This window comes from Mesorhizobium sp. WSM4832 (assembly GCF_055811115.1).
On the sequence record NZ_JBVVQH010000024.1, the window covers coordinates 19,689 to 32,826 of the forward strand.

The 13,138-nt window shown below is 64.1% G+C and carries 13 protein-coding genes; 6 read left to right on the forward strand and 7 right to left on the reverse strand.

Going from position 1 to position 13,138, the window contains the following annotated elements:
* Positions 1-32: 32 nt before the first annotated feature.
* The gene (cpaB, locus tag AC0L2L_RS27675) at positions 33-947 is read right to left on the reverse strand and encodes a Flp pilus assembly protein CpaB (protein ID WP_473583005.1); all 915 of its coding nucleotides are present in this window, start codon (positions 945-947) and stop codon (positions 33-35) included.
* A 254-nt stretch (positions 948-1,201) separates the two neighbouring features.
* Between cpaB and parE the strand changes: the two genes are divergently transcribed.
* Positions 1,202-3,256 carry a DNA topoisomerase IV subunit B gene (gene parE, locus AC0L2L_RS27680; RefSeq protein ID WP_473583007.1) on the forward strand — a complete coding sequence of 685 codons (2,055 nt, stop codon included), beginning with the start codon at positions 1,202-1,204 and terminating at the stop codon, positions 3,254-3,256.
* 39 nt (positions 3,257-3,295) lie between these two features.
* Positions 3,296-5,380 (forward strand): FUSC family protein, encoded by a 2,085-nt coding sequence (locus tag AC0L2L_RS27685; protein ID WP_473583008.1) that lies wholly within the window; start codon positions 3,296-3,298, stop codon positions 5,378-5,380.
* A gap of 1 nt (position 5,381) precedes the next feature.
* Here the strand turns inward: AC0L2L_RS27685 and AC0L2L_RS27690 are convergent, their stop codons facing one another.
* From AC0L2L_RS27690 to AC0L2L_RS27700, 3 genes are read right to left on the reverse strand one after another with little or no spacing between them, the layout of a single operon-like run.
* The gene (locus AC0L2L_RS27690) at positions 5,382-5,843 is read right to left on the reverse strand and encodes a HEPN domain-containing protein (RefSeq protein ID WP_473583010.1); all 462 of its coding nucleotides are present in this window, start codon (positions 5,841-5,843) and stop codon (positions 5,382-5,384) included.
* Entirely contained in the window at positions 5,836-6,177 is a 342-nt protein-coding gene (locus AC0L2L_RS27695) for a nucleotidyltransferase family protein (protein ID WP_473583181.1), read from the reverse strand. Before AC0L2L_RS27695 ends, AC0L2L_RS27690 begins: the two co-directional genes overlap by 8 nt.
* Positions 6,178-6,235: 58 nt before the next feature.
* The gene (locus tag AC0L2L_RS27700; protein ID WP_473583012.1) at positions 6,236-7,357 is read right to left on the reverse strand and encodes a DUF2336 domain-containing protein; all 1,122 of its coding nucleotides are present in this window, start codon (positions 7,355-7,357) and stop codon (positions 6,236-6,238) included.
* 151 nt (positions 7,358-7,508) lie between these two features.
* On the opposite strand from AC0L2L_RS27700, the gene AC0L2L_RS27705 reads away from it, so the two are divergent.
* Together AC0L2L_RS27705 and AC0L2L_RS27710 are read left to right on the forward strand one after the other, a co-directional pair.
* The gene (locus AC0L2L_RS27705; protein WP_027167347.1) at positions 7,509-7,961 is read left to right on the forward strand and encodes a MaoC family dehydratase; all 453 of its coding nucleotides are present in this window, start codon (positions 7,509-7,511) and stop codon (positions 7,959-7,961) included.
* Positions 7,961-8,842 carry an HpcH/HpaI aldolase/citrate lyase family protein gene (locus AC0L2L_RS27710; RefSeq protein ID WP_473583014.1) on the forward strand — a complete coding sequence of 294 codons (882 nt, stop codon included), beginning with the start codon at positions 7,961-7,963 and terminating at the stop codon, positions 8,840-8,842. The genes AC0L2L_RS27705 and AC0L2L_RS27710 overlap by 1 nt, the downstream gene beginning before the upstream one ends.
* 6 nt (positions 8,843-8,848) lie before the next feature.
* On the opposite strand, the gene AC0L2L_RS27715 is transcribed toward AC0L2L_RS27710, so the two are convergent.
* The gene (locus tag AC0L2L_RS27715; RefSeq protein WP_473583016.1) at positions 8,849-9,523 is read right to left on the reverse strand and encodes a methyltransferase family protein; all 675 of its coding nucleotides are present in this window, start codon (positions 9,521-9,523) and stop codon (positions 8,849-8,851) included.
* Positions 9,524-9,663: 140 nt separating this feature from the next.
* Here AC0L2L_RS27715 and AC0L2L_RS27720 point away from each other — a divergent pair, with 140 nt between their 5' ends.
* Positions 9,664-10,401 (forward strand): TetR/AcrR family transcriptional regulator, encoded by a 738-nt coding sequence (locus AC0L2L_RS27720; protein ID WP_473583018.1) that lies wholly within the window; start codon positions 9,664-9,666, stop codon positions 10,399-10,401.
* On the opposite strand, the gene AC0L2L_RS27725 is transcribed toward AC0L2L_RS27720, so the two are convergent.
* Positions 10,398-10,982, reverse strand: coding sequence for a nitroreductase family protein (locus AC0L2L_RS27725; RefSeq protein WP_027167343.1), 585 nt, complete (start codon positions 10,980-10,982; stop codon positions 10,398-10,400). The two genes, AC0L2L_RS27720 and AC0L2L_RS27725, sit on opposite strands and share 4 nt — an antisense overlap.
* Before the next feature lie 162 nt (positions 10,983-11,144).
* Here AC0L2L_RS27725 and AC0L2L_RS27730 point away from each other — a divergent pair, with 162 nt between their 5' ends.
* Complete coding sequence (locus tag AC0L2L_RS27730) at positions 11,145-12,110, forward strand: hypothetical protein (protein WP_473583020.1); 966 nt, start codon at positions 11,145-11,147, stop codon at positions 12,108-12,110.
* Positions 12,111-12,120: 10 nt separating this feature from the next.
* Here AC0L2L_RS27730 and AC0L2L_RS27735 read toward each other — a convergent pair whose 3' ends face one another.
* Positions 12,121-13,062, reverse strand: a complete 942-nt coding sequence (locus AC0L2L_RS27735; protein ID WP_473583022.1) for a lysophospholipid acyltransferase family protein — start codon at positions 13,060-13,062, stop codon at positions 12,121-12,123.
* Between the last annotated feature and the right edge of the window lie 76 nt (positions 13,063-13,138).

The window sequence follows — 13,138 nt, forward strand, 5'->3', positions numbered from 1 at the left end:
CATCTTGCCCCGTCCCCGCCGGTCCCCACCGGCTATTGCTGCAGTTCCTGCGGCGGTTCCCGTGAGGGAACCTTGTATTCCTCGACCTTTTCGCCACGCGTCACGATCACTGTCTTGAATTTCGGCTCGTCCGATTCCTTGGTCACCGCATTGACCAGCGAGGCGGCGCTCGCCTGCGCGTTTGCGGCAACCGAACCGCCGAAGGACGAGATGGTCGTAAGCCCACTATTGCTGGCGGTTGCGTCCGCGGCCGACCGCAGAGACAACGACAGCGTGCCGACTGTGCGGGCAAGCGCCACTTTCTGCGCCCCTTCGTTGGTCACCTCGAGGGTGACGGAATTGGCGACCTGCGGCTCGGTCTTGCGCTCGTCGGCGCCTTGTCCGACCGAAAGCACCTTGGCGTCGGAGACGACGACCTCGGACGTGACCGTCGAGCCGGCAGCGCCCTGCGCATTCTTGGACACTTCCTGGATGTCCCCCGCGTCACGCGTCAGGACGACGTCGACGCGATCTCCCGGCGTGATGAAGCCGCCGACACCGGCGATCTCGTCGGTGCGGACGGTGACGGCCCGCATTCCCGCCGACAGCATATTGGAAAGCGTGGCGCGACCGTTCGGTCCCGACAGCTTGGTGAGCAGTACCGGCTCGTTGACCTCGATCGGCGACAGCACCACCCGGTTGCCGTCGGCAAGCAGCTTGTCGATGGTCGGGAAGGAGCCTTGCGGCAACGAATCCTGCGGCCACGGGATCTCGGCGAGTTGCGGCCGAGCGAGCTCCATGCCGTAGCGCAGCGGCGCTTGAGCCACCACGATGGTCTTGAACTCGATCTTGGGCTGCTGCGGCGCCGCGACGACCTTGACCTCGGGTTCGGCCCTTGCCTGGCTCTTGACCCAGAAGTCCGCCGCAAAGATCGAGATCGCGCCGAAGACGGCGGCGATGCCGATCATGGTTATGGCCCTGCCCCTCACAACGAAACCCCTGACGCCCGTGATCTTTTGTTAGTTGGGCTTCACGCTAGGCATCATTGTTAAAGAATCAGGAATACCGAGGCGCCCGGACCGCCCTATTTCGGCCGGCTTGGTTATCGAATGGTTTTGGAATAAGAGACAGTTTGATCCCTGAACGGAACAGGAACTCGTTCGCCCGCCAAAAGCGTGGCAGTATCGGCGAGTGATTCGCATTACCGGACGCTAGGCCCAGCATGGACGACAGCAACGACCTTTTCGGCAAGATGGAAAAGCCGGCGCAGCCGGTGCGCGCGCCGTCGCGCCCCGCCGATCCGCTCGTGCAGGCCGCCAAGCGTCCGGCCGCCGCCCGCGACGCCAGCGAAAGCTACAGCGCCGCCGATATCGAGGTGCTGGAAGGGCTCGAGCCGGTCCGACGCCGTCCAGGCATGTATATCGGCGGCACCGACGACAAGGCGATGCATCACCTGTTCGCCGAGGTCATCGACAATTCGATGGACGAGGCGGTGGCCGGCCACGCCACCTTCATCGACGTCGAACTCTCCGCCGACGGCTTCCTGACCGTCACCGACAATGGCCGCGGCATCCCGGTCGATCCGCATCCGAAGTTCAAGAAACCGGCGCTCGAAGTCATCATGACGACGCTGCATTCGGGCGGCAAGTTCGACTCGAAAGTCTATGAGACTTCCGGCGGCCTGCACGGCGTCGGCATTTCGGTCGTCAACGCGCTGTCGGACCACCTCGAGGTCGAAGTCGCGCGCGGCCGTCAGCTTTACCGCCAGCGTTTTTCGCGCGGCATCCCGGTCAGCGGTCTTGAGCATCTCGGCGAGGTCCACAACCGCCGCGGCACGAAGACCCGTTTCCATCCCGACGAGCAGATTTTCGGCAAGGGGGCCGCCTTCGAACCGGCGCGGCTTTACCGCATGACGCGCTCGAAAGCCTATCTGTTCGGGGGCGTCGAGATCCGCTGGACCTGCGATCCGTCGCTGATCAAGGAAAAGGACCAGACACCGGCCAAGGCCGAATTCCATTTCCCCGGCGGCCTGAAGGATTATCTCAAGGCGTCCCTCGGCGACGATTTCCAGGTCACGCGCGAGATTTTCGCTGGCAAGAGCGACAAGCAGGGCGGTCACGGTTCGCTGGAATGGGCCGTGACATGGTTCGGCGGCGATGGCTTCCTCAACTCCTACTGCAACACCATTCCGACCGCGGAAGGCGGCACGCATGAGGCCGGCTTCCGCAACGTTTTGACGCGCGGACTTCGCGCCTATGCCGACCTGATCGGCAACAAGCGCGCCTCGGTCATCACCACCGAGGACGTCATGATCTCGGCAGCGGGCATGCTGTCGGTGTTCATCCGCGAGCCTGAATTCGTCGGCCAGACCAAGGACAGGCTGGCGACGATCGAGGCGATGCGCATCGTCGAAAACGCCATCCGCGACCCGTTCGATCACTGGCTGGCGGACAATCCGCAAGAAGCCTCGAAGCTTCTCGAGTGGGTCATCGCGCGCGCCGACGAGCGCGTGCGGCGCCGCCAGGAGAAGGAAGTCTCGCGCAAGAGCGCGGTGCGCAAGCTGCGCCTTCCGGGCAAGCTCGCCGATTGCACGCAGAATGCCGCAGCCGGCGCCGAGATCTTCATCGTCGAGGGCGACTCCGCCGGCGGCTCGGCCAAGCAGGCGCGCGACCGCGCCAGCCAGGCGGTGCTGCCGCTGCGCGGCAAGATCCTCAACGTCGCCAGCGCCGGCAACGACAAGCTTGCCGCCAACCAGCAGATCTCCGACCTGATCCAGGCGCTCGGCTGCGGCACGCGCTCGAAATATCGCGATGAGGACCTGCGCTACGACCGCGTGATCATCATGACCGACGCCGACGTCGATGGCGCGCATATCGCGTCGCTGTTGATCACCTTCTTCTATCAGGAGATGCCGAACCTGATCCGCGGCGGCCATCTCTTCATGGCCGTGCCGCCGCTCTATTCGATCAGGCAAGGCGGCAAGGTCGGCTATGCCCGCGACGACGCGCACAAGGACGAGTTGCTGCGCACCGAATTCACCGGGCGCGGCAAGGTCGAGATCGGCCGCTTCAAGGGCCTCGGCGAGATGATGGCCGCACAGCTCAAGGAAACCACGATGGATCCAAGGAAGCGCACGCTTCTCAGGGTCGACGTGAGCGAGGCCGAGCAGGCGACCAAGGATGCCGTCGACGCGCTGATGGGCACCAAGCCCGAGGCGCGCTTCCGCTTCATCCAGGAGCGCGCCGAATTCGCCGAGACGGACGTGCTGGATATCTGATCGTCTGCTGGTCCATAACAGGCCGGTACGGAGACGATTGTGACCTGGACGCGGCTGAAAGAGCTTGTCGAGACACCGTTAAGCGGTCTGACGCAGCCGACCCGTTCGGACTGGATTTTCGCCCTGCGCACGGTTTCGGCCGGGCTGATCGCGCTTCTTGCCGCCTACGCGCTGAAACTCGACCATCCGCAATGGGCGATGATGACGGTGTTCATCGTCGCGCAGCCGGTGGCCGGCATGGTGCTGGCGAAGGGCTTTTACCGGCTGCTCGGCACGCTGGCCGGCGGCCTGGCCGCGGTCGGCATCACATCCCTGTTCGGCGCCAATCCCTGGCTGCTGGTCACGGTGCTGGCGCTCTGGATCGGCGTCTGCACGCTCGTCTCGTCATTGCTGCGCAACCCGGAAGCCTATGGCGCGGCACTTGCCGGCTACACGGCGATGATCATCAGCCTGCCGGCCCTCGGGCAGCCGGTTGTCGTCGTCGACCTTGCCGTCGCGCGTTGCGCCGAGATCGTGCTTGGCATCGTCTGCGCCGGCGTGACCAGCCGGCTGATCCTGCCGAAGCTGGCGGCCGACGCCATCATCTCCAGGCTGAAGCGTAGCATCCTCGACCTCGCCGAATATGCCGGCGGCGCCTTTTCCGGAGGCGATCCGGCAAGCCTTGCCGCGCTCCAGCGCAAGCTGATCACTGACGCCCAGACGCTCGCCGAAATGCGCACTTATGCGCGGCTGGAGGCGCCGAGCTTCGCCACCCGCGCCCACCCGGTGCGGCGCACCATCGGTCAACTCCTGTGGGCGCTTTCGGCGGCGCGCGCGTTGCATAGCCATCGCAGGCCCAAGAACGCGGCGCTCATTCCCATGCGCAGCGAGTTGAAAGCCTTTGTCGCCGAATTGGCGGCGACGCCCGGCGCGCTCGACGACACCGGCCCCTGGGTGGCGCGGCTCGACGGGATTGCCGGCAAGGCAAGGGAAGTTCCGGCCCTCCCCGACGACACCGGCCCCAACGATACTGGCGAAGACAAGGTCGGCACAATCACCCGCCTGACAATCGCCGGCGATTTCGCCGAGGCGCTGAAGCAGGTGATGCGCGGGCTGGACGCGCTTCGGTCGCCCGTCTCCCGCAAATCGAGCGAGCGAGGCCAGCCGGCGCTGGTCGTCCACCGCGACTACCAGGCCGCATGGCGCAACGCCTTGCGCGCCGCGCTCGCGACATTGCTTGTGGCAATCTTCTGGCTGACGACCAAATGGTCGGAAGCGGCCGGCACCGTCATCCTCGTCGCCGTCGTCTCCAGCCTGTTTGCGGCGCGCCCCGATCCCGTGCAGTCCGCCTGGGGTTTCTTCACCGGCACGCTGATCGCGCTGCCTTTTGCCTTTCTCGTCGGCCAGGTCGCGCTGCCGGCGCTGCCAGGCTTCGGCTGGTTCACGCTCTTCGTCGTACCGATCCTGGTACCCGCGGCGCTCGGCATGGCCAATCCACGCCATGTCGGTGTCGCCACCGCTTTCGCCATCAACTTCCTCGCCTTCCTCAGCCCGCATCAGCAGATGATCTACGATCCCGGGCCGTTCTTCGCTGGCTCCGCCTCGATCCTGGTCGGCATCCTGATTGCCATCGGCGTCTTCATCGTCGTGCTGCCTGCCGATCCGTGGGTCACCGTGGAGCGTATCTCGCAAGCCATGCGCGAGGATCTGGCGCGACTTTGCCTGCATGAGCGAATACCCCGGCGCTCGGCCTTCGAAAGCTTGGCCTATGACCGGATCAACCAGTTGATGCCCCAGGTGCAGCAGACGGGCCGCAAGGGCGACCCCGTCCTGGGCGGCAGCATCGCGGCCGTCACCGTCGGGCTGGAGGTGCTGCGGCTGCGCCACGCGCAACTGAACTCCGCCATCCCGCACGAAACGGTCGAGTCCGTCGGCAATTTCCTGCGCGGCCTGGCGCGCGAATTGCTGTTCCGACGGCCGGGCGAGCCGCAGACCGCGACAGTCGCCGTGGCGAGGCAATATGCGGCCAGCATCGCCGAACGCAGCGACCGGCTCGAGATGCTGCAGATCGCCGCCTCGCTGCGCATCATCGCCGCGGCGATGGAAGATTACCCGGATTTCTTTGCCAGGAGCCGAGGAGGATAGCTTACTCCGCGCTTCGCGGCTTTCTCATCGGGGCGACGACCTTGGCCGGCTTGGTATCGTCCGCGAGGTCAACCTCGAAGTGGCTCGCAGCCCGCAGGATCAGTTTTGAAATGCCATCGATAGCTTCTTGGAGCTTTTGCTTATTCGGAGCCGGAGGTATCCGCCCCGACGGCGACGGATATCGAAAGGTCGTCGCATAGGCTTCCAGCCACGAGAAAGATTTCAGTGCAGGTCTCTCCGCATTGTCTTCCGGAAATCGCCTTATCACCTTATCCAGTTGATGGGCGTCATGACGCTCGATATGAATGGCTTCGGATGTTGCCAGGGCTCGAATAACCTGCTCAAGCGCCTGCTCGCTCAGATAGGCGCTATTCCGAGAACCTGAGCCAGCCAGGATAAGTGCATCGCTGATACACCCGTTCGCTAGCCGAAGGGCACTGGCTATGGTCCACTGGTCAGACATCTAGCCGATAGCCGTTTCGGGCCACGTCATACGCAATCGTGTTCTTTGAGTCCCAGCTCGCGGCCAACTCTCCGGATTTCGTGGAAAGGATTGTAGCGGGAATACCGACTTCGCTCTTTATTGCCCAAGCTACCAACGGATCGAGCAATTCGGGCTCAGCATCGTCTGGCAGAGCAACGAGGATATCCCAGTCGCTATCTGGCCGGTTGTCCCCTCGCGCTCGGCTACCGAACAGCCAGATAGACTCCGGATTCAAGCGTACCTTGATCGCATCAATCAAAGGTTGAATTTCGGCCGGGACCTTAGCACTTCGCGTTCTGGAAAAATTGCGCATCACCAAGACATAGTACCAGATTTTTCAAGGTACAACGCACCGTAGCCCATCGAACTGGCTAGGCGGCGGCTATCGCCAGCGCATGCCCGCGCGCGTTTTCGCGCAATGCGTCGAGATGGATCGACTTCACCAGCCCGGCGAGATCGCCCTCGGCGGATTGGCCGCCGAGTTCCTTCAACATCAGCCAGCTCACTTCCTGCACGCCGGCGACACGCCGGCCATTGGCGACCTCACGCCAGATCTTGAGCGCGCGCAGGATGATGCCATGGGTCGCCGGCGCAAGTCCGGCGCTGCGGAACAGCGCCTGCAGCGCCACGTCATGCCCCCCGGCGAGAAGCGCCGTTACCCGCTGCTCGGACTGTTGAGCGAGCGCCACCAGCGTCGAACCGAAGAAGTCCACCTTGCCATGCGCGATGGTGCGGATGATGAAGCTTGCGGTGAGATCGCCGCGCAGTCTCAGATGCTCGATCAGCGCGGCATGCTCTTCCATGTGCGTTCCCTCGATCAACGTCACCGAGGCCTTCACGCAAGCATCGCGCGTCACGCGATCGGCGCGCGCGGCGCCCATCATCGCCAGCACCAGCGGCGAACCTTTCAGGGACTCGCCGAGCTTGACCAGCAGCATGTGCCGGCAGTCGGCGGGCAGGCGCCGATCGGCAATCAGCGCCTCGCGCACCAGCGGCAGATGGCCATGCCGCTCGGCCATGCGGCGGAAGCTCAGCGAAGCAATCTCGGCGCCACTGTTGCCGACCAGCGCGGCACAGGCTTCCGGCTCGCCGATCTCTGCGATTGCCGCCGCCAGCGACATCGAGACGACCGGACGGTTGGCGATAAGCTTCTGCGTCGCCTTCTGGCCGCAGGCGACGCGCTCGACCAGATCGGCGTCGGTAAGCAGCGGCGAACGCGCCAGCACCAGCGCCGCCACTTCCGGCTGGTCGGCGGCCAAAGCGCTGATCACCTGCGGCGGCGCGTGATGGCTCATCGACAGCGCCTCGGCGAGCGCCAGGCGCACCTTGGAGGAAGCGTCATCCAAAAGCAGCGTGAGCGCTGCCTCGGCGGCGCAGCGATCCTCGAACGGCAGATCGGAATCGATATAGGCGCGTGCCAGCGCGCTCGCGGCGGCGGCACGCTCGGAAACCCTCGCCGTATCGATCCATTTCAGAAAGTGCGAAACAACCATGCCAACCAGCTACGCCCCTGCCGGAATGTTCCCGACCCCGTTATGAACGGTAGGCTGCAAATGGTTTACGAACGGTTCACCATGTTTCTTAACCGGCTTGATGGAGCCGCGACCAACGCCTATCAAGCAAGGAAATCGGAGGAGATCGACCATGGCCGGGCTTTATCTGGAAGAATTTGCCGTCGGCCATGTCTTCCGCCATACGCTTCGCAAGACCGTGACCGAAAGCGACAACATGCTGTTTTCGGTGATGACGCTGAACCCACAGCCTTTGCACATCGATTTCGACTTCGCCGCGAAAACCGAGTGGGGCAAGCCGCTGGTCAATTCGCTGTTCACGCTCGGCCTGATGATCGGCATTTCGGTGAACGACATCACCGTCGGAACCACTGTCGCCAATCTCGGCATGAAGGAAACCGTGTTCCCGCACCCGGTCTTTCACGGCGACACAATCCGGGTCGAGACGACGGTCGTCTCGGTGCGCGAGTCCAGGTCGAAGCCCGACCGCGGCATCGTCGAGTTCGAACATCGCGCCTACAATCAGAACGACGTTCTTGTCGCCAAATGCACAAGGCAGGCGATGATGCTGAAAAAGGCGGCCTGATGCGCTCGTTGCTCTTCGTGCCCGGCGATTCAGAACGGAAGCTGGAAAAAGGCTTCGGGGCGGGGGCCGATGTGGTCATCGTCGATCTCGAGGATTCCGTTGCTGCCGCCAACAAGGCGGCGGCACGCGCGACCGCGGCTGATTTCATCTCGAGCCAAAGGCGCCACACACGTTGCGCCATCTATGTGCGGGTCAACGACCTTTCCACCGGCCTCACCGACGATGACCTCGCGGCTCTTGTCCCGGTGAAACCCGACGGCATCATGCTGCCCAAGTCGAACAGCGGGCAGGACGTCCAGCAGCTGGCGGCGAAGCTTCGGGTCCATGAGGCCGAAAGCGGGTTGCCGGATGGCGGCATAAGGGTCCTGCCGATCATCACCGAAACCGCGGCAGGCGTGCTGGCGGCGGCAAGTTATGCCGGGACGAGCGCGCGCCTCGCCGGCCTGACCTGGGGAGCGGAGGATTTGTCGGCGGCGATCGGCGCACGCTCGGCCCGCGACGAAAACGGCCGCTACACCGATGTCTTCCGCCTGGCGCGTGCCATGACCATTCTGTCTGCGGGAGCGGCGGAAGTCGCTGCGATCGATACCGTCTTTCCGGATTTCCGTAACATGGCCGGTTTCGAGGAGGAGTGCAGAGAAGCGGAGCGCGATGGCTTCACCGGCAAGATGGCGATCCATCCCGCGCAGGTGCCAGTCATCAACGCCGCCTTCACGCCATCGGCCGAAGCGGTCGAGCGATCGCAGGCGATCGTCGACGCCTTCGCGGCTGCCGGAAACCCGGGCGTCGTCGGCATCGACGGCAAGATGTACGACCGGCCGCATCTGCGGCTGGCCGAGCGCTTGCTGGCCCGCGCCAAGGCGGCCCGCATATCTGCCTGAAGCCTGCTACCAGACCATCGGGATCAGCTTGTAGCGAACACGCGCGGCGTAGTCGTCATAGCCCTGCAGGCCGGTCCGCAAGGTCTGCTCCTCGATGAAGGTGCGGATGCCGAGCAGGACGATGAAGACGAGCACGGATGCCAGGCCCCACCAGGAACCAAGCAGCAGCGCCGTGCCGGCAAAGAAGAAAATGGCGCCGGCATACATCGGGTGACGGACGTAAGCGTAAGGCCCTGTGGTGATGACCTTCTGTCCGCGTTCGTCCTGGATCTTCACGACAGGCGCCGCGAAGCTGTTTTCCATCATCGTCAGGTAGGAGATCCAGATTCCGAGCAGCAGGACGATCGCGCCGGCCGCTTGCAGCCATAGCGGAACGGCCGACCAGCCAAAGCGGAAGTCGAGCCCCATCAGCATCAGCCAGGCAAAAATGCCGGCGAGCAGGATGGAAAGCAGGATCTTGTCGGCCGCGGTCTGGCTCTTCTGGATGGGAGGGCTCAGCCGCTCATTCATCAGCCCGGGATCGCGCCGCGCGAGCGCCACGCCAAGCGTCAGGCTGAGCCCGACCATCAACACCAGATAGACCCAGGCTCCCGGCCAGCGCAGCGTGCCGGCCGACGCGAAGAGCAGTGCGCCCATGAAGCCGAACCACAGGAATGTCTGGACAATCAATCTCGAGATCATGACCACCTTCCACGACGTTTCGCCCCAGCCGCAATTTGGCCGAATCCGACCAGTGGTCTATTATACCGACCATCGGTCTACATCTCAAGACGCTTCGGCACTCTGGACGGAAACGGCCGCCGCGTGCACAAGGTTTCGCCATGCCCCGCATCATCAGGCACCCGGAACTCAGGCGCGAACAATTGCTGGACTACGCCCAGGCCCTGTTCCTGACGCATGGCTACGACAAAGCGAGCCTCAACGACGTCATCGCGGCCGCCGGCATCTCAAAAGGCGCCTTCTATCACTACTTCGCCTCCAAGGAGGCCCTGCTGGAGGCACTGGCGGAGCGTTTCGCCAGACAGGCGCTCGCCGGCGTCCAGAAGGTCGTCGATGATCCAAACCTCGATCCGCTTGGACGCTTGAATGCCCTGCTGGCTGCGTCTCGCCAAGCCAAGATCGATACCGCGCCGGAAGCATGGGCGCTCTTCGAGACGCTGTTCCGGCCTGAGAATCTCGTGCTTTTTCATCGCATCAGTCTGGCCGCCAGCAAATCCTTCTCACCCGTGCTGGTGGAGATCATCAAGCAAGGCGTCGAGGATGGCGCCTTCCGCACTTTCGACCCGGAAGGCGTCGCCGAAATTGTCATGCAATTCGGCCTGGCGACATACGATGTCACCGCCAAGGCGCTCGCAGGCGGCGATGCCGATATGGATATCGCCATCGAAACCCTGGAGAAACGGATGCGGCTCTATGAGATCGCGCTCGACCGCATCCTCGGCCTTCCTGACGGCAGCATCCGGATCGGCGAGCCAGGCTTCGTGCGCGCCGTCATGACTGCGCGCCGCGGTAATCCTGCCGGGCCGGCCGCGGCTTCCAAGCGCGCAGCACGTGACTAACCGGCCCAAGGACCGGTGTAATCGGCATAGAGCTTCGCCGGATCGGGCCGCGGCCGTTCCGGGGCCGGCCCCTGATAGGAGCCGATATGGACGAAGCCGATGACGCGCTCCTGCGGCGACAGGCCGAGGATCGCCCTGCCCTCGGCAACGTCGGAATACCAGTTGCTGATCATGTTGGTGCCGTAGCCGAGCGCGTTGGCCGCGGTCATCAGGTTCATGGCCGCCATGCCTCCCGACAGGAACATTTCCCATTGCGGGATCTTCGGGTTCTCCTTCGGCACCGACACGACGCCGATCACCAGCGGCGCGCGCGAGAAGCGCGCCAGTTCCTGGTTGCGCCGGCCCTCCGGCAGCGGCCCCTCCCGCTGCTCGGCAAGCGCCGCCAGTTTCTTGCCGATCTCGACCCGCGCCTCGCCGCGGTAAAGGATGAAGCGCCAGGGTTCGAGCCGGCCGTGGTCGGGAACGCGCGAGGCCGCCGCAATCATCGTCGCGATCTCGGCATCACTCGGCGCCGGCTCCTTGAGGTCGGGGATCGGCGCGGAATTGCGGGTGAGCAGGAAGTCGATGATCGGCGACGCCATGGCGCAAGTCTCCTGGAAAGCATTCGATTTTGAGCTGAAGCACGCCATCGGGAGGTCGGGTGGCTCGGGCGGTGGCGTTTTGTGCCGGATAAGGAGCCGCTGCGGGAAGCAACGCACTCCTAGGCCTTGAAATTGCCACCGCCTTGGGCTTCAACGCAAGGCATGTTTGAGGGGACCCTGCGCCTTTTCGTGATCGCACTGGTCGCTGCGTTGTTCGCGGTGCCGGTTTCCTTCGCGCTGGCCCAGAATGCCAACGATATCGGCGACATCAAACTTCCAGGCATTTCAAGCTACGCGACGCCGAAGACCGAGGGACCGCTGGCGCTCGGCAATGGCGGCGCCATCACGCTGTCGGCGCAGTTGACCGACAAGGGCGCCGACATCACCCGCGGCATCGTCTGGCGGGTCTTCAGGCCGCAGCCTACCAGCGACGGCAAGCTGCCGATGGTGGCATCCGCGCATGGCGGCACGGCGGTTTTCCAACTCGACCCCGGCAGCTATCTCGTCCATGCCTCCTACGGGCGCGCCGGCGCCACCAAGCGCATCACCGTCGGCAAGGAAGCCAGGCGCGAAAGCCTTGTGCTCGATGCCGGCGGCCTGAAGCTCGATGCGGTGACATCGGGCGGCGCGCCAATCCAGTCCAAGAAACTGCGCTTCTCGATCTATGAAGGCCAGGCTGCGGCCAATGGCGACCGCCCGCTGATCGCCCCCGACGTCGCGCCGAACACCGTGGTGCGGCTCAACGCCGGCACCTACCATGTCGTCTCCACCTATGGCGCGGTCAACGCCGTGATCCGCTCCGACATCCGCGTCGAGGCCGGCAAGCTGACCGAAGCGACCGTCGAGCACCGCGCCGCCGAGATGACGATGAAGCTGGTACGCGAGCCCGGCGGCGAAGCCATTGCAGACACGTCCTGGTCGCTGCTCAACGAGAGCGGCGATCCGATCAAGGAAGCGGTCGGCGCCTTCGCCTCGATGGTGCTGGCCGAGGGCCAGTACACCATCATCGCCAAGAACCGCGACCGCATCTACCAGAAGGATTTCACGGTCGTTGCCGGCCAGAACCAGGAAATCGAGGTCGTGGCCAATGAGTCCTCGGCCATCGACCCCGAGGAAGGCGCCGACTAATCGCTTTTACTCAAGCGGCTTTACGCATCCGCTTCGGCAGGAACGGCACGCCACGCGGCGCAGCCGGCATCGCCAGGTCGAAGACCGAGCGATAGAGCCGATCGAGCAGCAGCTTGCGATCGCGCAAGGGTTCAAGGTCGTCGCTCCACCTCAGCAAGTCGCCGACGCGCACCTCGATCGCCTTGCCCGACAGGCGGGCGAACTCGCGGATCAGCAGCGAAGTGCGCAGCGTCAGCGATGCCTTGCCGATGAATTTTGCCACGCGGTTGTCGCGCTCGGCCATGTTCATCGGGCCGCTGACGAGATGGAACAGACGGCCGTTCTGGCCAGAGAAATGCATCGGAATGACCGAGGCCCTGGCGTCCTGGATGAGCTTGGCCGGGAACATCTTCCACGGCAGGTCGATGGCGCGGCCGAAGCCTTTCGGCGCCGTCGCGACGCCGCCGGCCGGAAAGACGACGATTGTGACACCTTCCTTCAACAGCCGCACCGCTTCATGGCGCACGGCCATGTTGTTCTTCAGGGCTTCCTTGGTCTCGGAAAAATCGATGGGCAGCGAATAGGGCTCCATCTCGCGGATCCTGAGCAGGTCCTTGTGGATCATCACCCGGAACGGCCGGCCCAGTTGCTCGGCAAGCGACAGCACCGCAATGCCGTCGCCGATGCCGAACGGATGGTTTGCGACGATGACCAGCGGCGTGTCCGGTAGCGCTGCCGGCGGCCATTGCACGGCGTTGCGGACCTTGACGTCGATCAGTTCCAGCATGCGGCTGAACACGCGATCGCCGGTCGGAACCACCTGGCGGCGCCAGAAATCATAAAGCACGGCGAAGCGGTCGCGACCCGACAGGCCCTCGACGGAATGGATGAACCAGCGTGTCAGCACCGGCTGATGCGGGTTGGCGTAGGAGAGCTCGGGAAAACGTCTTTCCCGTAGTTTCAGTTTGAGCATGGCGGCTCGTTACAAGGCTGGCGTGACAGGCTTATGAAAATGGCGGTGGACACGCCACCGCCATTTAGGACAGGTT